This is a genomic window from Brachybacterium phenoliresistens (genome assembly GCF_000576425.1).
GTDB lineage: Bacteria > Actinomycetota > Actinomycetes > Actinomycetales > Dermabacteraceae > Brachybacterium > Brachybacterium phenoliresistens.
In genome coordinates, this window is sequence record NZ_KK069998.1 from 33,876 (window position 1) to 55,513 (window position 21,638).

General features: G+C 74.6%; 21 protein-coding genes and 1 riboswitch. Of the genes, 12 read left to right on the forward strand and 9 right to left on the reverse strand.

Translation table 11 applies throughout. The features are described 5' to 3' along the window. Positions 1–94: 94 nt before the first annotated feature. Positions 95–2,290 (reverse strand): glucose PTS transporter subunit IIA, encoded by a 2,196-nt coding sequence (locus tag BF93_RS12840; RefSeq protein WP_038373173.1) that lies wholly within the window; start codon positions 2,288–2,290, stop codon positions 95–97. A 374-nt stretch (positions 2,291–2,664) separates the two neighbouring features. Next, positions 2,665–2,768, forward strand: a riboswitch (TPP riboswitch). Here BF93_RS12840 and BF93_RS20095 point away from each other — a divergent pair. Continuing rightward, entirely contained in the window at positions 2,760–3,785 is a 1,026-nt protein-coding gene (locus BF93_RS20095) for a hydroxymethylpyrimidine/phosphomethylpyrimidine kinase (RefSeq protein WP_051486930.1), read from the forward strand. (Overlaps the previous riboswitch by 9 nt.) A gap of 227 nt (positions 3,786–4,012) precedes the next feature. Here the strand turns inward: BF93_RS20095 and rsmA are convergent, their stop codons facing one another. Together rsmA and BF93_RS12855 are read right to left on the reverse strand one after the other, a co-directional pair. Next, positions 4,013–4,909 carry a 16S rRNA (adenine(1518)-N(6)/adenine(1519)-N(6))-dimethyltransferase RsmA gene (rsmA, locus tag BF93_RS12850; RefSeq protein WP_038373176.1) on the reverse strand — a complete coding sequence of 299 codons (897 nt, stop codon included), beginning with the start codon at positions 4,907–4,909 and terminating at the stop codon, positions 4,013–4,015. After that, positions 4,906–5,865, reverse strand: coding sequence for a TatD family hydrolase (locus tag BF93_RS12855; protein WP_084148548.1), 960 nt, complete (start codon positions 5,863–5,865; stop codon positions 4,906–4,908). Before BF93_RS12855 ends, rsmA begins: the two co-directional genes overlap by 4 nt. Positions 5,866–6,114: 249 nt before the next feature. Here BF93_RS12855 and rpmF point away from each other — a divergent pair, with 249 nt between their 5' ends. Beyond that, positions 6,115–6,285, forward strand: a complete 171-nt coding sequence (gene rpmF, locus BF93_RS12860; protein WP_038373177.1) for a 50S ribosomal protein L32 — start codon at positions 6,115–6,117, stop codon at positions 6,283–6,285. A 127-nt stretch (positions 6,286–6,412) separates the two neighbouring features. Here rpmF and rsmI read toward each other — a convergent pair whose 3' ends face one another. Continuing rightward, entirely contained in the window at positions 6,413–7,258 is an 846-nt protein-coding gene (gene rsmI, locus BF93_RS12865; protein WP_198025430.1) for a 16S rRNA (cytidine(1402)-2'-O)-methyltransferase, read from the reverse strand. A gap of 45 nt (positions 7,259–7,303) precedes the next feature. On the opposite strand from rsmI, the gene BF93_RS12870 reads away from it, so the two are divergent. Next, entirely contained in the window at positions 7,304–8,908 is a 1,605-nt protein-coding gene (locus tag BF93_RS12870) for a dolichyl-phosphate-mannose--protein mannosyltransferase (protein WP_232226412.1), read from the forward strand. 100 nt (positions 8,909–9,008) lie between these two features. After that, positions 9,009–11,141 (forward strand): 4-alpha-glucanotransferase, encoded by a 2,133-nt coding sequence (gene malQ / locus BF93_RS12875; protein WP_038373181.1) that lies wholly within the window; start codon positions 9,009–9,011, stop codon positions 11,139–11,141. Between the two features lie 143 nt (positions 11,142–11,284). Here the strand turns inward: malQ and BF93_RS12880 are convergent, their stop codons facing one another. Beyond that, the gene (locus BF93_RS12880; protein WP_051486931.1) at positions 11,285–11,788 is read right to left on the reverse strand and encodes an S-ribosylhomocysteine lyase; all 504 of its coding nucleotides are present in this window, start codon (positions 11,786–11,788) and stop codon (positions 11,285–11,287) included. Between the two features lie 44 nt (positions 11,789–11,832). Between BF93_RS12880 and BF93_RS12885 the strand changes: the two genes are divergently transcribed. Then, the gene (locus BF93_RS12885; protein WP_038373182.1) at positions 11,833–13,131 is read left to right on the forward strand and encodes an MFS transporter; all 1,299 of its coding nucleotides are present in this window, start codon (positions 11,833–11,835) and stop codon (positions 13,129–13,131) included. On the opposite strand, the gene BF93_RS12890 is transcribed toward BF93_RS12885, so the two are convergent. The 3 genes from BF93_RS12890 to BF93_RS12900 are packed head-to-tail and all read right to left on the reverse strand — an operon-like array spanning position 13,048 to position 15,292. Then, positions 13,048–13,788 carry a LysR substrate-binding domain-containing protein gene (locus BF93_RS12890; protein WP_084148538.1) on the reverse strand — a complete coding sequence of 247 codons (741 nt, stop codon included), beginning with the start codon at positions 13,786–13,788 and terminating at the stop codon, positions 13,048–13,050. The two genes, BF93_RS12885 and BF93_RS12890, sit on opposite strands and share 84 nt — an antisense overlap. Beyond that, on the reverse strand, positions 13,785–14,582 hold the full coding sequence (locus BF93_RS12895; protein ID WP_051486932.1) for an alpha/beta fold hydrolase: 798 nt from the start codon (positions 14,580–14,582) through the stop codon (positions 13,785–13,787). Before BF93_RS12895 ends, BF93_RS12890 begins: the two co-directional genes overlap by 4 nt. Next, complete coding sequence (locus tag BF93_RS12900) at positions 14,579–15,292, reverse strand: alpha/beta fold hydrolase (protein ID WP_038373184.1); 714 nt, start codon at positions 15,290–15,292, stop codon at positions 14,579–14,581. The genes BF93_RS12895 and BF93_RS12900 overlap by 4 nt, the downstream gene beginning before the upstream one ends. Before the next feature lie 121 nt (positions 15,293–15,413). On the opposite strand from BF93_RS12900, the gene BF93_RS12905 reads away from it, so the two are divergent. The 7 genes from BF93_RS12905 to BF93_RS12935 all read left to right on the forward strand — a co-directional run bounded on the left by BF93_RS12905 (position 15,414) and on the right by BF93_RS12935 (position 21,434). Next, the gene (locus tag BF93_RS12905) at positions 15,414–15,839 is read left to right on the forward strand and encodes an ArsR/SmtB family transcription factor (protein ID WP_051486933.1); all 426 of its coding nucleotides are present in this window, start codon (positions 15,414–15,416) and stop codon (positions 15,837–15,839) included. After that, the gene (locus tag BF93_RS12910; protein WP_051486953.1) at positions 15,836–17,704 is read left to right on the forward strand and encodes a heavy metal translocating P-type ATPase; all 1,869 of its coding nucleotides are present in this window, start codon (positions 15,836–15,838) and stop codon (positions 17,702–17,704) included. The genes BF93_RS12905 and BF93_RS12910 overlap by 4 nt, the downstream gene beginning before the upstream one ends. A gap of 120 nt (positions 17,705–17,824) precedes the next feature. Continuing rightward, complete coding sequence (locus BF93_RS12915; RefSeq protein WP_038373186.1) at positions 17,825–18,373, forward strand: DUF421 domain-containing protein; 549 nt, start codon at positions 17,825–17,827, stop codon at positions 18,371–18,373. Between the two features lie 80 nt (positions 18,374–18,453). Continuing rightward, positions 18,454–19,455, forward strand: coding sequence for a ketopantoate reductase family protein (locus tag BF93_RS12920; RefSeq protein WP_038373188.1), 1,002 nt, complete (start codon positions 18,454–18,456; stop codon positions 19,453–19,455). Between the two features lie 103 nt (positions 19,456–19,558). After that, positions 19,559–19,768 (forward strand): hypothetical protein, encoded by a 210-nt coding sequence (locus BF93_RS12925; RefSeq protein ID WP_038373189.1) that lies wholly within the window; start codon positions 19,559–19,561, stop codon positions 19,766–19,768. Between the two features lie 137 nt (positions 19,769–19,905). Further along, positions 19,906–20,565, forward strand: coding sequence for a dihydrofolate reductase family protein (locus BF93_RS12930; protein ID WP_084148539.1), 660 nt, complete (start codon positions 19,906–19,908; stop codon positions 20,563–20,565). Next, positions 20,562–21,434, forward strand: a complete 873-nt coding sequence (locus tag BF93_RS12935) for an alpha/beta fold hydrolase (RefSeq protein ID WP_038373190.1) — start codon at positions 20,562–20,564, stop codon at positions 21,432–21,434. The genes BF93_RS12930 and BF93_RS12935 overlap by 4 nt, the downstream gene beginning before the upstream one ends. Before the next feature lie 17 nt (positions 21,435–21,451). Here the strand turns inward: BF93_RS12935 and BF93_RS12940 are convergent, their stop codons facing one another. Then, a complete protein-coding gene (locus tag BF93_RS12940) occupies positions 21,452–21,637 on the reverse strand; it encodes a hypothetical protein (RefSeq protein WP_038373191.1) in 186 nt (61 codons plus the stop codon). Position 21,638 lies beyond the last annotated feature (1 nt).

Below are 21,638 nucleotides of genomic sequence, written 5' to 3' on the forward strand. Positions count from 1 at the left end.
CATTGTGTCCCGAACCGGGCCCCGATCGTGCCCGATGCGGGCGCGCGCCCCCGCCCCGGGTGCGGGGCGGGGGCGCGCACTGCGTCGCCGGAGATCACCGGCGCACGGTCACCACGGTCTCGCCGGCGGCGACGTCCGCACCCGTGCGCGGGGCGACCTCGGCGAGCTGGGCGGTGTTCGTGATGGTCATGAGCGTGACCGTCGGGTGCTCGGCGGCCCGGACGGCCTCGAGGTCGACCACGACCAGCAGATCGCCGGCGGAGACCTTCTGGCAGGACTCGACCTGGACGTCGAATCCCTCGCCCTTCATCTGCACCGTGTCGATGCCGATGTGGATGAGGACCTCGATGCCGTCGGCGGTGCGCAGCCCGAAGGCATGGCCGGTGCCGGCGACGGTGATCAGCTCGCCGTCGACCGGGGAGAGGATCCGGCCGTCGACCGGCTCGATGCCGACGCCCTCGCCGAGGGCGCGGGAGGCGAACACCGGGTCCGGCACCTCGTCCAGGCCCACCACGCGGCCGCCGACGGGGGCGGCGATCTGCACCGCCGGGCCGGCGGGGACCGTCGAGGCCGTGCCGGAGGCGGCGTCCGCGGCGGAGGCATCGGCCGCGCCGGCGGAGCCGGAGGCATCGGCCGCGGGACCGGCCGGAGCCGTGGCACCGGCGGCCGCAGCCACGGAGCCGGCGGCCGCGGCGGAGGCGGCGCCCCCGACCCCGGCGCCGACCAGCTCGCGCTCCCGCGCGGCGGGCTCGGCGACGACGGCGGAGCTCTGGGCGGCGGCCTCGGCCGCATCGCGCTCGGCGTTGGCCTCGGCGCGCTGGGCGGGGGTCATGTAGTCCGAGAAGTACACGAGCACGAGGGCGGTGACGAATGCGGCGGCGATCGCGATGACGTACACGCCCATCGGGTCGAACACGGGGATCGTCAGCAGCGAGGTGAAGGCGAAGGCGGAGGTGTCCACGCCGCCCAGGATGCCCACGATCAGACCGCCCACGAGGCAGCCGACGAGCATGCGCGGGTAGATCCGCTTGAAGCGCAGGTGGATGCCGTACAGCGAGGGCTCGGAGATGCCGCCGAACAGGCCCGCCGCGAGGGCGCCGGTCGCGGTCTGGCGCATGATCGGCTCGCGGTGGCGGATCGACAGCAGCAGCACGCCGGCGGTGGCGCCGAAGCAGGCGAAGTTCCAGGCGCCCATCGGGCCCTGGATGAAGTCGTAGCCCAGGGCGTTGATGTTCTGCAGCATGAGCGCGTTCAGCGGCCAGTGCAGGCCCAGCGGGACCAGGAACGGGTACAGCAGCGGGATGAAGATCGCGAAGACGATGGGGGCGTTGCCGTTCAGCCAGGCCAGGCCCGCGCCGATGCCGTTGCCGGCCCAGATGCCCAGCGGGCCGATGAGGAAGGCGGTCACCGGGATCATGATGAGCATCGAGAAGAACGGCACGAACACGAGCTGCACGTTCTCGGGGAAGACGCGCTGCAGGCCCTTGTAGACCAGGGCGAGCAGGGCCACCATCAGCAGCGGCACGAACACCTGGCCGCCGTAGTCGTTCAGCTGCATCGGCAGGCCGAACACGTCGGCCACGCAGTTCTGGGTGCCCAGGGTCGCGTTGGTGGTGCAGGTGATCCCCGGGGTGCCGCCCTCGGGGTTCAGCAGGCCGGTGAAGTTCGGGGTCATCACCGCGGCCATCACGGCCGAGCCCACCCACGGATCGATCTGCAGCTTCCTGGCCGCGTTGTAGGCCACCATGATCGGCAGGAAGTAGAGCACCGAGCGCCACATCGCATCGACGAAGACCCAGGTGGCGGACTTGTCCGCGGCGCGGAAGTCGACCACGCCGAGGGCGTCGAGCACCGAGGCGATCGCGATGATCAGCGAGGCGCCCAGCAGCACGCCCATCAGCGGGCGGAACGAGTCGGAGAGGTACTCGAAGAAGTTGTCGAGCCAGGCGAACTTCCCGCGGCTCTTCGCCCGGATCGCGGCCTTTACCTCGGCGTCGCTCTTCGCGGCGGGCCTGCCGCCGCCGGTCATCGACGGGAGGTTCATGATCCGGGAGTAGACGTTGGCGACGGCGCCGCCGATGACGACCTGGAACCGGTCGCCGGACTGCGGCACCGTGCCCATGACGCCGTCGAGGGCGTCGAGCGCGGCCTGGTCGACCTTGTCGCCGTCATGGAGCTGGAAGCGCAGGCGCGTCGCGCAGTGCGTGAGGCTCTCGACGTTCTCGGGACCGCCGACGCCGCGGAGGATGTCCTCCGCGAGGGCATCGGGCCCCGGTGCAGGTGTGTTCATGATGCGTCCTCGCATTCTCATCGGCTCGCGCCGTCCTGGCAGGTGCGCCGCCACGTCCACCGGACCCCTGCTGCGCCACGGCGGCGATCCCGGCTTCGGGACCCGCACGCCGCCCGCCGCCGGGCCGCGCCGCCGCCCGATTCCGGGCAACGAAAAAGGCCCGGGGCGCACCCACAGGGCGTTCCCCAGGCCTTGCCTCCCCTCAGGCGGAGCGCTGCCCTGTCATCGCACGGTGGCGATCGGGCGGCGTCCTCGGGGAGTGACAATCCTGTGATCGTGGTCGATCGGCGCACAGCATAGCACCTCCCCGGCCGAGGGGAAGCCGGCCTGCTGCCGGACGGCGCCGCCCCGGCCGGGGCGCCGATGCTAGGTTCGAGGCCGACACGGGGTGCCCGCCGCGTCCGGAGCGCGGGCTGAGATGAGACCCGTCGCACCTGATCGAGCTCGCACTCGCGGAGGGATGTCACCCATGAGCCCTGTCCTGCACGAGCCGACCGGCCGCCCCGGCCCGACGGACGCGCCCCGGATCCCGAACGTCCTCACGATCGCCGGGACGGATCCCAGCGGCGGGGCGGGGATCCAGGCGGACCTGAAGACCTTCTCCGCCCTCGGCGCCTACGGGATGAGCGCGGTCACCGCCGTGGTCGCGCAGAACACCCGAGGAGTCCAGGACGTGCTGGTCCTCGAGCCCGAGTTCGTCGCCGCCCAGATCCGCTCCGTGATCGACGACGTGCGCGTCGATGCGATCAAGCTGGGCATGCTCGCCACCGCCCCGATCGCCGCCGCGGTGGCCGATGTCCTGGCGGAGATCCCCGAGGTGCCGCTGGTGATCGACCCGGTGATGGTGGCCAAGAGCGGCGACCGCCTGATCAGCGACGAGACCGTCGCCGTGGTCCGGGACCGACTGGTCCCCCGCGCCGCGCTCATCACCCCGAACCTGCCCGAGGCCGCCGTGCTGCTGGGCGCCGCCCCCGACCTGGGGGCCTGGGCGGTGGCGGACGGCGCGGATGCCGATCGCGCACCCGTCCGGGCCGGGACGGGCACCCCGGCGACCGGGCCGGCAGAGGCCGAGGCGGCCGATGGGAGCGCCGGGGGCACCGGGGGCACGGCGCGGGAGGCGGATTCCCTCGCGCGGATGCGGGAGCAGGTGCCGGACCTGCTGGCCCTCGGGTCGGCGTGGGTGCTGCTCAAGGGCGGCCATCTGGTCGGGGAGACCAGCGTGGACCTGCTGGCTGGGGCCGCGGCCGCGGACGATGCCGTGCTCGAGCTGCCGGCCCGGCGCATCGCGACCCGCAACACCCACGGCACCGGGTGCACGCTCTCCGCCGCCGTCGCGGCGCTGCTGCCGCGTCACGGGATGGTCGAGGCGGTGCGGCAGGCCAAGGACTATCTCACCGGCGCGCTCGCGCACGCGGACGAGCTCGCCGTGGGCGGCGGCCACGGCCCCGTCCACCACTTCCACGCCCTGTGGGACAGGCCCGCTCCGCGCCCTTGAGACCCGAGCGAGCTCCCGGGCATCCGAACGGGAACCCTGCGATCCGAGCGGGCGCCCGGGGATCCGAGCGGGCGCCCTGCGATCCGAGCGGGCATCCCACGAGCTGAGCGAGCACGAACGGCGGCCTGAGAGCCTCGAGCCAGGCAATCGCCTGGCTCGCGGCCCTGAGACAGCCATCCGTGCACGCCCTTCGGAGTCCGGCCGCTCGGTCCGGCCGCTCCCGCGGGTCAGGCGATGCCGTCGGCGGCGCGGGCGATGGCGTGGAAGCGGGCGACGTCCAGGGTCTCGCCGCGGGCCCCGGGGTCGACTCCGGCGGCGCGCAGGATCTCCTCGGCGCGCGCGGAGGAGCCCGCCCAGCCGCCGAGGGCCGCGCGGAGTGTCTTGCGCCGCTGGGCGAAGGCCGCATCGACCACGGCGAACACCCGCTCCCGCTCCTCCTCGGTGCCCATCGGCTGCTCGTGGCGGGTCAGCCGCAGCAGGGAGGAGTCGACGTTGGGCACCGGCCAGAACACCTGCCGGGAGATCTGCCCGGCCCGCTCGGTGCGGCCGTACCAGGCGGCCTTGACGCTGGGGGCGCCGTAGATCCGCGAGCCGGGGGACGCGGCGAGGCGGTCCACCACCTCGGACTGGACCATGACGATCGCCTCGCGCAGCTGCGGGAAGCGCTGGAGGAGCGTCAGCAGGATCGGCGTGGCCACGTTGTAGGGCAGGTTCGCCACGAGGATCCGGGGCTCGCCCGCCTCCGGCAGCTCGGGCAGCTCGGTGACGGCGAGGGCGTCGGCGTGCACGAGCCGGTAGCGGTCGGGGGCGATGCCGCGGGCCCGGAGGGTCAGCGGCAGCAGCTGCGCGAGGCCCCGGTCCAGCTCGATGGCGGCGACATCGGCCCCGGCCTCGAGCAGCCCCAGGGTGAGCGAGCCCAGGCCCGGGCCGACCTCGAGCACGGCGCTGCCGGGCCTCACGTCGGCGCGCTCGACGATGGTCCGCACCGTGTTGGGGTCGATGACGAAGTTCTGCCCGCGCTGCTTGGACGGACGGATCCCGGCGGCCTCTGCGAGCTCGCGGATGTCGCGGGCGCTGAGCAGCAGGGAGGGCTCGGCGCCCTCGCGGGGCTGATCGGCGCTCATGCGGCGGGCCAGTCGTAGACGCCGCGGGTGGTCTCGCGGATCCGGCGGCACGCCTGCTCCAGGTCCGTGCCGGTGACCTCCGCGATCGTCGCCATGGTCAGCGGGATCAGATAGGAGGAGTTGGGGCGGCCCCGGTAGGGCACCGGGGTGAGGAACGGGGCGTCGGTCTCGACCATCACGCGGTCCAGCCCCACCTCGGCCAGCGCCTCGCGCAGGCCCTGGGCGTTCTTGAAGGTCACCGTCCCGGCGAAGGAGAGGTAGAAGCCGCGGTCGACGCAGGCGCGCGCGAACTCCGCATCGCCGCTGAAGCAGTGCAGGACGGTGCGCTCGGGGGCGCCGTCCGCGTCGAGGATCTCCAGGACGTCGGCGTGGGCGTCGCGGTCATGGATCTGCAGCGGAAGACCGGTCTCCTTCGCCAGGGCGATGTGGAAGCGGAAGGCGTCGATCTGCGCCTGCCGGGCCTGCTCGTCCTTCCGGGAGGTGCGGAACCAGTCCAGGCCGCTCTCCCCCACCACCACCATGCCGGGGCCGCGGACCAGGGAGTCCACCTCGGCGAGGGCCTCGTCCAGCCCGATCATCTCCTGTCCCTCGTGGCCGTGCCCGCGCGCGTGCAGCGCGGCCTCGTTGGGGTGGATCGCCACGCCGCCGCGCAGGGAGGCGGGGGCGTCCGGGGAGTCGAGCAGCCGGGCGGTCCAGCGCACGGACTCCAGGTCGGAGCCGATGGTGATCATCGCGTCGACGCCGACGGCCGCCGCCCGGGCGATGTGCTCGGGGACCGTGAGGTGGTCCTCGCCGTCGGCGAAGTCGAGGTGGCAGTGGTTGTCGATCACCGGGGACGGCAGGGGGTCCGGGGCGGGCGGCCAGGAGCGGTCGCGGGAGCTGGACCGGGGGTCGAGCTGCTCGCGGTGGTGCACCGGGGCCGGGGCGCCGGCGGCGTCGGTCTTCGCGGAGGGCATGGCACCATCGTAGGAGGCGCGGGCCGTGGGCTCCGCGCCCTCTCGCATCGGCCCGGGAGCGAGCAGGGTCACAGGTCCGGTGGTCGATGTCACGGCCTCTGCGGCGGAATCCTCCCTGCGCATGTGGCAGGATGGTCCTTCGTTGCGTGTCCTTCCGCGCACCTGCCGCTCCGTCCCGGAGCAGCCGGTCGCCGCCTCGGAGGGATCCGTCATCCGATCATTCTTTCGGACCGTCCCAAGGAGCGTCCCATGGCAGTGCCCAAGTTCAAGATGTCCCGGGCTCGCACCCGGTCCCGCCGCTCGCAGTGGAAGGCGAGCAACGCCGACCTCGTGCAGGTGACGGTCCGCGGCCGCAGCGCCGCTGTGCCGCGCCGCCTCGCGAAGGCGTACCAGCGCGGACTGCTGCAGATCGAGGACTGATTCCTCGCGCCTGCGCGCAGCATCGACGTTCGAAGGGCCCCGGTGGGAACCGGGGCCCTTCGTCATGCCCGAGGCCGGATCGTCCTGTCCGATGCCGGTTCGGCCCGGCGCCGCCCCGGGCGGCTCCTCAGCTCCGGCGGTGCTCGAGCGCCCGGTCGTAGAGCTCGCGGCTGCTGACGCCGGCGACCCCCTCGGCGACCGCCTTGGCGGCGTCCTTGAGCCGCTCCCCCGCCTCGGCGCGCGCGAGGACCTGCTCGAGCAGCTCCTCCGGGGAGGCCGCGACCGTCGACGCCCCGCCGACGAGCAGCACGATCTCGCCGAGCACCTCGGTCCCGGCGGCCCAGTCGGCGAGCTCGGCGAGGGTGCCGCGCCGCACCTCCTCGTAGGTCTTGGTCAGCTCGCGGGCGACGGCCGCGGGACGCTGCGGCCCGAACTCGTCGCGCATCACCGCGAGGGTCGCGGCGGTGCGCCGCGGGGACTCGAAGAACACCAGCGTGCGGTCCTCGCGGGCCAGCCGGGAGAACACCCGGGCGCGCTGGCCGTCGCGGCGCGGCGGGAAGCCCTCGAAGGCGAAGCGGTCCGGGGCCAGCCCCGAGGCCGCGAGCGCGGTGAGCACGGCCGAGGGGCCGGGGATCACCGTCACCGGCAGCCCCTCCTCGATCGCGGCGCGCACCGCCCGGTAGCCGGGATCGGAGACCACGGGCATCCCGGCATCGGTCACCAGCAGCACCCGTCGGCCGTCGCGGAGCGCCTCCAGCAGCGCCGGCGTGCGCTCCCGCTCGGTGTGCTCGTGGTAGGCGATCACCTGGGCGGTGATCGTGACCTCCAGGTCCGCGGCGAGACGGGCGAGGCGGCGGGTGTCCTCCGCGGCGATCACCTCGGCCTGCTCGAGGGCCCGCACCAGGCGCACCGAGGCGTCCAGAGGGTTGCCGATGGGCGTCGCGGCGAGGGTCAGCGTTCCGGGCTCGAGCATGCCTGCCATCGTAGGCTCCCGGGGACGATGACCTAGCATGACCGGGTGCCCACGCAGGAGATGACGTCCCCGAGCGACTCCCGACCGGAGGCCGATCCGGCATCCACCCGCAGCGCCCTCGAGCGCCTGCTGCACGCCGCCCCGATGCCCGCCTCCCGCGCCGCCTGGGCGGCGGCCCTGGCCCTCTTCGCGCTCGCCCTGGTGCTGCGGCTGTGGGGTCTGGGGTCGATCCATGAGCTGATCTTCGATGAGACGTACTACGTCAAGGACGGCTACACGCTGGTCCACAACGGCGTCGAGATGAACTGGCCCGACGACCCCGATGCCGCCTTCGAGGCCGGCGACGTCGACTCCTACGAGGACTCCGGGGCGTACGTCGTCCACCCCAGCGTGGGCAAGTGGGTGATCGGCCTGGGCATGCTGGCCCTGGGCGGGGACAACCCCTGGGGGTGGCGGATCTCCGTGGCGCTGCTGGGCGCCCTGTCGGTGCTGATGCTGGCGCGCATCGGCCGCCGCCTGTTCCGCTCCACGGGGCTGGGGCTGATCGCCGGGGGCCTGCTCGCGATCGACGGGCTGCACCTGACGCATTCGCGCACCAGCCTGCTGGACCTGGTCCTGATGTTCTTCGTGCTCGCCGCCTTCGGGGCGCTGCTCATCGACCGCGACCAGTTCCGGCAGCGGCTGGCGGAGGCCACCGCCCGGGTCATCACCACCGGGGAGCGCCTGTCGCCCTGGGGGGCGGCCGGCGGCTGGAGGCCCTGGCGGCTCAGCGCGGGCGTCCTGCTGGGCCTGGCCTGCTCGGTCAAGTGGTCCGGCCTCTACGTGCTGGCGGTCTTCGGGATCATGACGGTGCTTTGGGACTGGTGGGCGCGACGGCGGGTGCGCGAGAAGCGCTGGCTGGTGGGCGGGCTGGTCCGCGACGCGATCCCGGCGTTCTTCGCCATGGTCGGCACCGCGCTGGTGACCTACGTGGCCAGCTGGGCGGGCTGGTTCGCGAGCGACAAGGGCTATTTCCGGCACTGGGCGGAGGAGAACGGCCACGCCGGCGGCTCCCCGATCCTGAACGCCCTGCGCTCCCTGTGGCACTACCACCAGGAGGCGTACGCCTTCCATGTGGGGCTGGACTCCGAGCACACCTACCAGGCGAGCCCCTTCGGCTGGCTGCTGCAGATCCGCCCCACGAACTTCTACTACCGCTCCTACGACTACGGGGAGGCGGGCTGCCAGGTCGCCAAGTGCGGCGCGCAGATCCTCTCGGTCGGCAACCCGCTGATCTGGTGGCTCGGCGCGATCGCCGTGCTGGTCGCCGTGGTGCTGGGCCTGGTGTGGCGCGACGGCCGGGCGTGGGCGGCGCTGAGCGGGATCATCGGCGGCTACCTGCCCTGGTTCCTGTACCTGGACCGCACCATCTTCACGTTTTACGCGGTCGTCTTCGAGCCGTGGCTGATCCTGTGCCTGGTCTACGTGATGGGCCTGATCATCGGCCCGCGGGACGGGGACCGCGAGCGGCGCCTGGCGGGGACCCTCTTCGTGGGCTCCGTGCTGACGCTGATCGTGCTGGTCTCGGCGTTCTTCTGGCCGATCTGGACGGGGCAGACGATCCCGCTGGAGCAGTGGCGCTGGCGCATGTGGCTGCCCAGCTGGCCGTGATCCCTCGGACCCCGCCCGTCCGGGCACGTCCGGGGCCGCCCGGCATGCCGGGCGTGAGCCGTGGCACATCCCGCCCCCGCCGGGCCCCTATGATGACGCCATGGCACCGGCATCCACCGCTCTGCGGCCCGAGACGCTGCGGGATCTGGCCCGCGACCTCGGCATCGGCACCGACCACTGGGGCTACGACGGGACGCTCAGGCAGGTTCCCGATGCCACGCTCCTCGCGGTGATCCGCGCCCTCGGCCACGAGGTCGAGGACGAGGAGGACGCCGCCCGGGTGCGGGAGCGGCGCGAGGATGCGCTGTGGCGGCGCACCCTGCCGCCGGTGACGGTCCTGCGCGAGGACGAGCAGCGGACGGTGGCCGTGCACGTCCCCCACGGCCGGGGCGTGGACCTGTCGGTGCAGCTCGAGGACGGCACCGTCCGTGCCCTGGCCCAGGTCGAGGACAACACCCCGCCGCGCGAGGTCGACGGCTCCCTGCGCGGTCGTGCCCGCTTCCAGGTCCCGGAGGGGCTGCCGCTGGGCTGGCACGTCCTCCTGGCCGATGTGCAGGGCGAGATCACCACCGCCGACCTCGTGGTCACCCCGACCCGGCTGCACGCGCACGAGCGCCTGGGGGCGCGACGCGCCGTCGGCGTCCAGGCCCAGCTGTACTCCGTCCGCTCCGCGCGCAGCTGGGGCATCGGCGACCTGGGCGACATGCGGGATCTCGCCGCGATCCTCGGCGCCCGCCATGGTGCGGACTTCCTGCTGGTCAACCCCCTGCATGCCTCCGAGCCGCTGCCGCCGATGGAGCCCAGCCCGTATCTCCCCGTCACCCGGCGCTTCACCTCGGCGCTCTACGTGCGGATCGAGGACGTCCCCGAGTACTCCCTGCTGCCCGAGTTCGCCCGCCAGCGCCTGGCCCTGCTGCAGGGCGAGGTCGCGCCGTGGAACGACCGGGCCGATCGTCTCGAGCGCGATGCGGTGCTCCAGCGCAAGATGACGGCGCTCGAGGAGCTGTTCGCGGTGCCTCGCAGCGCCGGCCGGCAGGCCCTGTTCGACGCGTTCCGGGAGCGGGAGGGCCAGGGCCTGGCCGACTTCGCGCTGTGGTGCGCCCTGCGGGAACGGCGCGCGCCCGCCGATCCTCCGCTGGCGGGCCGGGACTCCGACGAGGTCTCCGCCGCGCAGGCGGACTTCGCCGAGCGCGTCGCGCTGCACGAGTGGATCCAGTTCGTGCTGGACGAGCAGCTGGCCGGCGCGCAGTCCGCGGCGCTCGATGCCGGGATGCGGGTGGGGATCATGCACGACCTCGCCGTCGGCGTCACCGAGGACGGCGCCGACGCCTGGCGCCTGGGCGACGTCCTGGCCCGGGGCGTCGCCGTGGGCGCCCCCGCGGACCAGTACAACCAGCTGGGGCAGAACTGGCATCAGCCGCCGTGGCTGCCCGAGGGGCTGGTCGCCGACTCCTACCGGCCCTGGCGCGACATGCTGCGCTCCCTGATGCGCCACGCCGGGGCCCTGCGGATCGACCACGTGCTGGGCCTGTTCCGCCTGTGGTGGATCCCCGAGGGCAACGCGGCCTCGGACGGCGCCTACGTCCACTACGACCACGAGGCGATGATCGGGATCCTCGCGCTGGAGGCGCAGCGCTCGGGGACCATCGTCATCGGCGAGGACCTGGGCACCTTCGAGCCGTGGGTGCGCGACTATCTCACCTCCCGCGGGATCCTGGGCACCTCGATCCTCTGGTTCGAGACGCAGGGCGACGGCTCCCCCGTGCCCCCGCCCTCCTACCGCAGCCTGTGCCTGGCCTCGGTGAACACCCACGACCTGCCGCCGACGGCCGGCTACCTCGCCGGCGACCACGTGGCGCTGCGCCACGAGCTGGGCCTGCTCGAGCAGCCCCTCGAGCAGGAGCTGGCCGAGGACTCCGCCGCGCGCGCCCACTACCTGGCGGAGCTGCGGATGCAGGGCCTGCTGGGCGAGGACCCCTCGGTCGAGGAGACGATCATCGCCCTGCACCGGTATCTCGCGAGCGCCCCCTCGCTGCTGCTGGGGGTGTCCCTCGTGGACTGCGTCGGCGAGCGGCGCATCCAGAACCAGCCGGGCACCGACGAGGAGTACCCGAACTGGCGCATCCCCCTGGCCGATGCCGAGGGCCGTGTCGTCACCGTCGACGACATCGCCTCCGATGCCCGCACGGGCCGTCTGCTGGGCGCCATGCGCGAGGCCGTCCGCGGCTACTGAGCCGACGGCCCGCCGACGGGCCGCCGACGGGCCGCCGGCGGGCGGGAGACGGGCCCGAGGCGCCCGGCGCGCTCCGGGGCCCGGGGCGCAGGGAGCATCGGCAGCCGATCGACGGCGCCGGATGCTCCCCGCGCGCCGCGGCGTCAGACGCCGACGTCCTCCCACTCGTCCCGGCGGTCCAGGAACGCCCGGGCCGCGGTCTGCGCGCCCTCGAGGGTGTGGTGGGCTCCCCAGCCGCACTGGACCTCGTTGGCGGCAGGGACCTCGGTCGCCGCGAGCAGGTCGCGCAGGGTCGCCTCGAGCACCGGCGCGAACTGCGCCGGCGTGTGATCGCCCGAGAGCAGGGCGTAGAACCCGGTGCGGCAGCCCATCGGGGAGACGTCGATGACGTCCCCGGTGTGCTCGCGCATGTGCTCGGCCAGCAGGTGCTCGAGGGAGTGCACCGTCTCGGACTCGAGGTGGTCGACGTTGGGCTGGGTGAAGCGCACGTCGAACTTGGTGAGCACGTCCCCGCCGGGCAGCACCTTGCGGTCGGCGATGCGGATGTACGGCGCCTTCACGACGCGGTGGTCGAGGTTGAAGCTCTCGACGTTCATGCGCGGCTGCGCGCCCTGCGCGGACTCGGCGTCTGCGGTCTGATCAGGCATGGGGCCTCCTCGGGATCGGCGATGCTCCACGATAGCCTGGGCCGATGAGCTCGCGACGATCCCCCGCGTGGTCCCGCGACTTCCGCCTCCACTTCGCGGCGCGCCTGTTCTCCGTGCTCGGAGCACAGTGCACCTATGTCGCCGTCCCCATCGTCTCGCTGCTGCTCCTGCCGCCGGCCCAGGCCGCGCTCGTGACCGCCTCGTCCTATCTCTCCACGCTCGCCGTCGGCGTGCCGGCGGGGATGCTCGCGGACAGGCTGCCCCGCCGGTCGATCATGATCGGTGCCGAGTCCGTCCAGGCGGCGGCGATGCTCGGGCTCGTGCTCGCCCTCGCCGGAGGCTCGCCCTCGCTCCCCGTGCTCTGCGTGCTCTCCTTCGTCAACGGGTCGATGTTCGCCGTCTTCGGCGCGGCGTCCGCCGCGGCGGTCCCCGATCTCGTGGACCGTACGGCGCTCACGGGCGCGCTCAGCGCCATGCAGGCGCGCGACGCCGTCCTCGGCGTGATCGCCCCGCTGCTCGGCGCGGCGCTGGTCGGCGTCGCCGCCTGGCTGCCGTTCGCCGTGGCCGCGGCGACGTTCACGATCGCGACGCTGCTGCTGGCCCGCATCGGGCGGCCGCTCGCGCCGCCCCCGGATGCTGCGGACGGCGCCGCCGCGGCGCCGCGGCGGTGGACCCACGGCTTCCGGAGCATCATCGCCTCCCCCGTGCTCCGCGGCGTGGTCGCAGGTCAGATGCTGCTGAGCTTCGTGCTCACGGGGACGTTCTTCACGATGATGGCGGTGCTCGCGCAGGACCGGGCGGTGCTGGGCGCCGGGGCTCTCACGGCGCTCATGGGCCTCGGCGTCCTGGCGGGGAGCGCGATCGCGAGAGGGGCCGCCGGTCGCCTCTCCCCGCGCTCCGCGGTCCTCGCGCAGGCGGCTCTCTGGACGCTGTGCCTCGTCGCCCTCGCCGTCTCCCCCACCCTCCTCGTGATGATCCCGGCGATCACGCTCATGTGGGTGATCGTCCCGACGGCCCGGGTCAGCCTCGAGGCGTGGATCGCCGATCACGTGCCGAGCGGCCGGCGGGGACGGCTGCAGTCGGTGCGCGGCGTGCTGAACGCCGTGGCGAGCCCGCTCGGGCCCACCGCGTGCGGGGTCCTCCTCGCCTCCGGCGCGCCGGTGGCGTTCGCCGCTCTCGCCCTCGCCGCGGGGATCGCCGGGGTCGCCGTGCTGGTGTGCGGATCCGGTCGGAGCCGGCGCACCGGGGCGGCGGACGCCTCAGCGCCCTCCCCTGCGGCCGCGGCCGGCGCCGCGGGAGGAGCCGGCGGGCCGGGGCCGGCCGGTCCTCGCCGAGGTCCCTGATCCGCCGGAGCGGCCCGATGCCGATCGGGCGGCGCCCCGGGCCGGCGTCCGGTCCGTGCGCGCGGCGCCGCGGGAGGTGGCCGGGGCCTTCTCGGCGGCATCGTCCGCGCCGCGGCTGGACCGGGCGGTGCGGCCGCGCACGACGCCCACCAGCTCCTGGCGCACGGCGTCGTCCTCCGCGATGGGCCAGGCCAGGGCGATCGTGGTCGGCTCCCCCTCGCGCAGCGGCCGGTGCACGACGTCCTTGCGGTGATGCAGCCGGGCCAGCGACATCGGCATCCGGGCGTGGCCCGCTCCGGTGGCCGCCACGGCCACGCGGTCGGCGGCGTCGTCCCGGTGCGCCGCGGGGATCTCCACGGAATCGGCGAGGTCGGCCTCCGACAGCTCCTCGTGCAGGCTCAGCACGTCCTCGTCGCCGACGACGACCACCTCCCGCTCCTGCCACAGGGGCACCACATGCAGCGGCTCGGGGTCCTCCAGGGGAAGCCGCACGAAGCACATGTCCACCTCGCCGGCGGCGAGCGCCTCGCGCTGGCGGCTCCACGGCACGGGGACCAGCTCGAGCCGGGCGGCGCGGCGCGCATCGCGCCACCGCCGGGCGAAGCGGTCGGGCTCGACCCCGGGGACGAAGCCGACGCGCAGGACAGGGATGCTCATGGCCCCAGGGTACGGGGCCGCTCGGCGTCCTCGAGGATGCGCAGCAGGTCGGCGGCGTAGCGGCGCGGATGCGTCAGGTTCACCATGTGGGTCCCGTAGGGCAGGACGACCAGCCGCCCGTGCGGTGCGGCGCGGGCGAAGGACCGCTCGTGCACGCGCAGCTGATCGGCGCGGCCGTTGAGGATCGTCACGGGCGCGCTGATCCGGGCCAGGTCGCGGCGGAGGTCCAGCGAGGCCACCGCCGCCATCGCCGGGGCGATCACGCGGGCATCGGCCCGGCCCCCGGCCAGGCACGCCTGCGCCCCCTCGGCTCCGAGCACGGCCCGCAGCAGGGCGGAGGTCGCGGCGTCCCCGCCGGGCAGCAGGTCCACGGCCCGCATGCCCAGCCCGTACAGCCGCGCGGCCCGGGGCGTGGCGTCCACGGAGCCGCCGGAGACGACGAGGGAGGCCAGAGCCTCGCGCGGAGGGCCGGCGGGGAGCTCGGCCGCGGCGCGGATGGCGAGCATCGCCCCCAGGGAGCAGCCCACCAGGTGTGCCGTGCCCGTCGCGCTGCGCTCGGCGGCCTGCGCGAGCGCCTGGTCGATCGTGGCGATCGCGGCCTCGAGGGTGAAGTCCTCGTCGCGGCGCGCGCCGTGGCCGGGGAGGTCGGGGGCGAGGACGGTGCGCCCCGCGGCCTCGAGGATCGGCCGCTGCAGGTCCCACTGGGTGCTCGAGGTGCGGGTGCCGTGGATCAGCACCACCGCCGCCGGCGCGCTCGTCCCGGGCCGGGCCTCGTCCCGGGCGCTCGCGCTCATGCGGGCTCGCGCACCGCAGCGGCCGCCTCGCGGAGGACGCGGGTGAAGCGCTTGGGGCGGTTGAGGTTGACGATGTGCCCGGCGTCCTCGAGGATCCGCAGCTCGGCGCGGCCCGCGGCGGCCACGCAGGCGCCCTCGTGGCGGCGGAACGGGTCCGAGGCGCCGTTGACGAAGGTGATGGGCACGTCGATGGCCGCGATGTCGGCGAGCATGTCCATGTCGCCGACCACCCGCACCACGCCGGGCACGACGCCGTGCGCGCGCCCGCCGCCGTAGTAGCGCTGGGCGGCCTTGGGCGAGTTGGCGCGGGCGAAGGCGCGGTGGACGCGGGCGTCGGTGTCCCCGGGCATCCAGTCCTTCATCCGCAGCCACAGCCCGTAGATCCGGGCCAGGGCCGGCCCGGGGACGACGGTGCAGCCCGCCGCGACCAGCGCGGCGATGCGGCCCGGGTTCATGGCGGCCCAGTGGATCGTGAGGTAGCCGCCGAGGGAGAGGCCCACGAGGACGGGCGGCTCGGGGCAGGCGGCGACGGCGGCGTCGATGGTCGCGAAGCTCCCCTCCCGGGTGAAGGTCTCCGCCGTGCGGGTGCCGTGGCCGGGCAGGTTCGGCGCCTCCACGTGATAGCCCTTCCGGCGCAGCCGACGGATCTGCCCCTTCCACATGCTGCGCGAGGAGCGGACGGCATGGACGAGGACGACGCTGCGGGTCATCGCGGGCTGGGCGCCATCGGGCGCGGTCGGTCGGGTCTCCGGGCGAGGACGGCCATGGGGCTGATCCTAGCCATGGCGCGGGCGCTTGCCGCCCAGCCCCCCGGAGCCTTACTATCTGCGTATGCGTGAAGATTCGAAGAAGTGCACCTTCGGCCCGGACAGCCAGTTCGCCGACCTCGCCGCCGAGGTCTTCTCCCTGCTCTCGGACGGGACGCGGGTGCGGATCATCCTCGCCCTGCGCGACGGCGAGCGCTCCGTCAACGACCTCGCCGAGGCGGTCGGGAAGTCCGCCACGACCGTCTCGCAGCACCTGGCGAAGCTGCGCTGGGGGCGGATCGTCCGGACCCGCCAGGAGGGGACCCGGGTCTTCTACAGCCTGGCGGACGAGCACGCCCGCGAGCTCGTGACGCAGGCCGTCTTCCAGGCGCAGCACGCGCTGGACGCCTCCCCCGCTCACCACCGCACGGCCCAGGGCCAGGTCGTGGCCGATGCCCCCGAGGGCCCGGCGGCGGGGTGCCCCGCCGGCGGCCCGGACGCCTCGCGATGACCGCCGTCGCCGCCCCGGAGGCCGCCGCACCGCCGCAGCGCGAGAGCCTGTGGCAGCGCATCGACCGCAGGGACCTCGCCCGCACCCTCGCCGTCGCCGCCTGCGCCCTGCTCGTCGGGCTGGGCCTGACCTGGCCGTGGCCGTCGGTGCCCGTGCTCGCCCTGGCCGGGCTGGTGCTGGGCTGCTGGCCGATCGCCGCCGAGGCCCTCGGGGACCTGCGCGAGCGGCGCATGAGCATGGAGCTGTCCATGCTCATCGCCATCGTCGCCGCCGCCGCGATCGGCGAATGGACCACCGCCCTGCTCATCACGACCTTCGTGCTCGCGGCGGAGATCCTCGAGGACCTCTCCCTGGACCGCGGCCGCGACGCGCTGACGGACCTCATGTCCTTCCTGCCCGAGCAGGTCCAGGTCCGCGAGGACGGAGGCATCACCACCATCCCCCTGGCGGAGGTCGCCGCCGGCCAGACCGTCGTCGTCTCCCCCGGAGGCCGCGTCCCCGTGGACGGCACCGTGCTGGCAGGCACCTCCAGCGCGGACCAGTCGCGGATCACCGGCGAGCCGCTGCCGGTGGACATCGGCCCCGGCGACGCGGTGCATGCGGGCTCGATCAACCAGGTCGGCGCGGTGGAGATCCGGGCCGAGCGCGTCGGGGCGGAGTCCTCCTACGGGCGCATCATCGAGGCCGTCCGGCGCGCGCAGTCCTCCCAGCCGCCCGTGCAGCGGCTCGCGGACCGCCTCGCCGCGGCGCTGGTGTACCTCGCCCTCGGCGGGGCCGCGATCACCTATCTCGTCACCCGCGACCTCACCGCCACGATCTCGGTGGTGGTCGTCGCCGGGGCCTGCGGCATCGCCGCCGGAACCCCCTTGGCGACGCTCGCGGCGATCGCCCGGATCGCCCGCGGCGGCGCCTTCGTCAAGGACGGCGCGCATCTGGAGGCGCTGTCGGGGATCGACACCGTCGTCTTCGACAAGACCGGCACCCTCACCGGGGGCGAGCCGCAGCTGGTCGGCATCCGCCCGGCCGCGGGCCGGGACGAGCGCGAGCTGCTCGAGCTCGCGGCATCGGCCGAGGCGTACTCCGAGCATCCGCTGGCCGCCGCGATCGTCCGCGGGGCGCAGGAGCGCGGGCTGCGTCCCGCGCTCCCGGACTCCTTCACCTACACCCCCGGCCTCGGGGTCACCGCCGAGCTGGGCGGCCGGACCATCACCGCCGGCTCCACGACGCTGGTTCCCGGCCCGGAGGCGGCCGCGCAGGACGCGGCCGCGACCGCCGTGCACGTGGCCGTCGACGGCCGCTTCATCGGCAGCCTGCTGCTGTCCGATGCGGTGCGCGCCGGCGCCCCGGAGGCGATCCGCGCACTGCACCGGATGGGCCTGCGGACCATGATCGTCACCGGGGACCGCGCCGGGACCGCCCGTCCGGTCGCGGCCCAGCTGGGGATCGACGAGGTCCGCGCGGGCCTCCTGCCGGAGGAGAAGCTCGCCTGGATCGACGCCGAGAGGGCGGCCGGTCACCGCCTGGCGATGGTCGGCGACGGCGTCAACGACGCTCCCGCCCTGGCACGGGCCGATGTCGGCATCGCCATGGGCGACGGCACCCAGATCGCGCAGGACAGCGCCGACGTGGTCCTGGTCAGCTCCGACCTCGACGATCTCGTGGGCACGATGAGGGTCGCGCGGCGCGCCCGCCGGATCGTGATGGCGAACTTCGCCGGCACCATCGCCGTCGACCTGCTGGGCATGGCGCTGGCGGCGATGGGGCTGCTCAGCCCGGTGCTGGCCGCCCTCGTGCACGTGGGCAGCGAGACGGCCTTCATCCTGAACTCCGCCCGCCTCATCCCGGGCCGCTCCTCGCGCCGCTGACCGCGCGGCACCGGCCGCCGAGGACCGTGGGGCACCGGCGGCCGAGGGCCGTGGGGCATCGGCCGCCGGTCGCGTGGGATCATGCTGGCCCGAGCAGGATCGAGGCGGAGGGCGCGGAGCATGTGGCTGGAGTACGGGCTGGACGGGGTCGATGCCCTGCGGATCGTCATCTCGACGGTCGCCTTCTACCTGATCATCCTGCTCATCGTGCGGTTCCTGGGGCAGCGGGCGCTGGCCACCCTGTCCAGCTTCGACCTGGCCGCCATCATCGCCCTGGGCGCGATCATGGGCCGCGCGATCCTCGGTGACTCCCCCACCGCCGTCGCCGGGGTGCTGAGCCTGGTCACGCTGGTGGCGCTGCAGGCGGTGACCGGCCAGCTGCGCCGCCACGTGCGCGGGGCGTGGCTGGTCAACAGCCCGCCCGTGATCCTCATGGCCGGTCCGCGCATGATCGCGGCGAACCTGACCCGCGCCCACGTGGTCGAGGACGAGGTGCTCTCCGCCCTGCGCCTGGCCGGGGTCCGCCACCTCGACGAGGTGGCCTGCGTGACCCTCGAGCCGACGGGACGCATCAGCGTGCTGCGCACCGGGGAGAGCATCGACCCCGCGCTGCTGGCGGGTGCCGTCGGCCTCGAGCAGATGCCGAAGGGCCTGCTGCGCGACGCGTGAGGACCGCCGCACCCTCCCGGCCCGCCTCCGGCACGGCCGGCCCCGCCTCCCGCGGCGGCGGGATGCGCTTGGATGGGGACATGACGAGGCGATACGTGATCATCGGGGCCGGAGCGATCGGCGGGGGCATCGGTGCGCTGCTCGCGCGGCAGGGAGCGGCGGTGGTGCTCGTCGCGCGCGGGGAGCATCTCGCGCGGATGCGCCGCACCGGCATGCGCCTGCGCACCCCCGAGGTCGACGCGACGGTGCCGGTCACCGCCGTCGCCGGCCCCGAGGAGATCACCCTCGGCGAGGACGACGTGCTCGTCCTGGCCACCAAGACCCAGCAGGCCGAGGCGGCGCTCGCCGCCTGGGCCGATGCTCCCGTCGGCGAGCGCACCGCCGGACAGGCGCTGCCGATCCTCACCGCCCTGAACGGCGCCGCCGCCGAGGAGCGGGCGCTGCGCTGGTTCGCCCGCGTGATCGGCGTGTGCGTGTGGATGCCCGCCGTGCGCCTCCAGCCCGCCGAGGTGATCGTGCGCGGCGCGCCCGTGGGCGGCATCTTCCCCGCCGCCCGGTATCCGGCGGCGCTGACCACCGACGAGGACCGGTCCCTGATCGCGGGCATCGCCGAGGACTGGGCGCCGGCCGGGCTGCGGGTGCATCCCGTCGAGGACGTCATGCCGTGGAAGCACCGCAAGCTGCTGGGGAACCTCGGCAACGCGGTGCAGGCGCTGCTGGGCACCGGCGACGGGGACGTCGTCCGCGCCGCGCGGGAGGAGGCCGCCGGGATCTACGAGGCCGCCGGCATCGTCCTGAACCCGGAGGCGGAGGAGCAGGCGATGCGGGACCTGCTGCAGGTCCGCCCGGTGCCCGGGGAGCCGGAGGAGATGGGCGGCTCCACCTGGCAGTCCCTGGCCCGCGGCACCGGCGACAGCGAGGTCGACTACCTCAGCGGGGAGATCGCCGCGCTCGCCCACCGCAACGGGCGCACCGCGCCGGTCAACGCGGGGCTGGCGCGACTGACGCGTCGGGCCGCCCGCACCGGGGCCCGACCGGGTGCGCTGTCCTCCGCCGAGCTGCGGGCGCAGCTGGGCCTGTGACCGGGCACCGGCCGAGCGCGGGGCCGCCGCCGCAGCGCTCCCCTGCCCTGAGCGGTCGCCCGGGCGTACCGTGGGAGGACGCCCGCGTCACCAGGGAGGCGCCATGACCCCCGTCCCGCGCTCCGACTCCTTCTCCTGGGCCTACCGCGCCTGGTTCCGGATCCGTCTGGTGCTGCTGCACGTCATGGGCCCGGCGACGCTCGACCCCGCGCACGATCCGCGCGCACGGCTGAAGCGGGACTACGCCCGCCGCCGGGCGCTGGACGAGCAGCGCCGCCGGGAGGCGTTCATCCGGAAGTCCTGGGGGGATTGAGGCCGCTGCCCGCGCCGCCGCGGGCACGGTCCCGCCCTGATCCGGCGAGCCGGGACGCCGCGGCGCGCGACGAGTAGTCTGGCGCCAGGTCCGCAGCGAGGCGTCCGCTGCGGCAGCACCCGAGCCCGGAGGTCGGCATGCGGATCATCGTCAGCGAGTTCATGAGCCTGGACGGGATCGTCCAGGCCCCCGGAGGGGCCGACGAGGACCCCAGCGGCGGCTTCGCGCACGGCGGCTGGTCCTTCCCCTACTTCGACCCCGAGGTGATGGGGGCGGTGGTCGACTCCTTCGCCGCCTCCCACGAGGTGCTCCTGCAGGGCTCGCGCACCTATCGCGTCTCCGCCGAGGCCTGGCCCGGGCGCTCCGGCGACCCGTTCAGCGACTGGATCAACGCGGCCCGCAAGTACGTCGTCTCCGACGAGCTGACCGAGCAGGACATCACCTGGCACCCCACCACCATCGTGCCCCGGGACCAGCTGGTGGCGACCGTGCAGGAGCTGCGGGCGCAGCCCGGCGGCGGCGTCTACGTCTACGGCAGCCTGACGATCGTGAAGGCCCTGCTCGCCGAGGGTCTGGTCGACGAGCTTGTCGTGTTCATCGAGCCGATCCTGCTGGGCGGCGGCAAGAGGATGTTCCCCGCCGACGGCGAGGCCCGCCCGCTCGAGCTGATCTCCGCGCAGACCGCCGCGACCGGTGTCATCGTCGCCCGCTACCGGCCGGCAGGAGCGCCGCCCGGCGGGCCCGCGGAGGATGCCGCGGGCGAGGGAGCCGGGACCGGGACCGAGGAGCTGTCATGAGCGTCGACGTCTCCACCCGCACCCTCGAGGTGCCCGGCGCCGTGCTCACGTACGACGTGCGCACCCCGGCCAGCGGCTCCGCCCGCCCGCCGCTGTTCGTCCTCGGCTCGCCGATGGGCGCCTCCGGCTTCGCGCAGCTGGTCTCCCATCTCGAGGACCGGGTCGTCCTCACCTACGATCCGCGCATGGCCGAGCGCAGCCGGCTCACCGAGGGCGGAGAGGTCAGCATCGCGCGGCACGCGGAGGACCTGCACGCCGTCGTCGCCGACTCGGGGCTGGGGCCCGTGGACGTATTCGGCTCCAGCGGCGGGGCGATGGTGGCCCTCCCCTGGGCGGTCGACCACCCGGAGGACCTGCGCACGCTGGTCGCCCACGAGCCGCCGCTGACCCTGCTGCTCGAGGACGCCGAGATCGCCCAGCAGGCCATGGACGACATCGCCGAGACCTACCGCCGCGAGGGCTTCGGGCCGGCGATGGCGAAGTTCATCCAGCTGATCATGACCCCCGGCCCTCTGCCCGAGGACTACCGGGAGCGTCCGGCCCCCGATCCTGCCCAGTTCGGGCTGCCCACCGCGGACGACGGGTCCCGCGACGATCCGCTGCTGGCCCACAACGTGCCGATGACGCCCTACCGGCCCGATGCCTCCCGGCTGCTCGCCAGCGGCGTGCGGATCGTCCCGGCGATCGGAGAGCAGGGCGAGGGCACGCTGGCGCGGCGCGGCGGGGAGGCCCTGGCGGACCTGCTCGGGGTGGAGCCGGTGGTCTTCCCCGGGGACCACGGCGGCTTCGCCGCGAGCGACTGGACGCCGCACAACGACCCGGCGACCTTCGCGGCCCGCCTGCGCGAGGTCCTGGACGGCCCGGCCTGAGGCCGGCGACGGCGCGATCAGCGCCGGTCGCGGCGCCGACGGACCGCCCGGACGGCCAGCCCGGCCGCGACCAGGACCAGCAGCACGCCGATGCCCTGCAGCCCCGGCGAGTCGTCGGCGCCGCCGGCAAGGACGGCGAGCACTCCGAGGACGACGAGGGCCCCGAGAGCTGCGGGGACGAGGAGGCGGCGCGGGGAGATCATC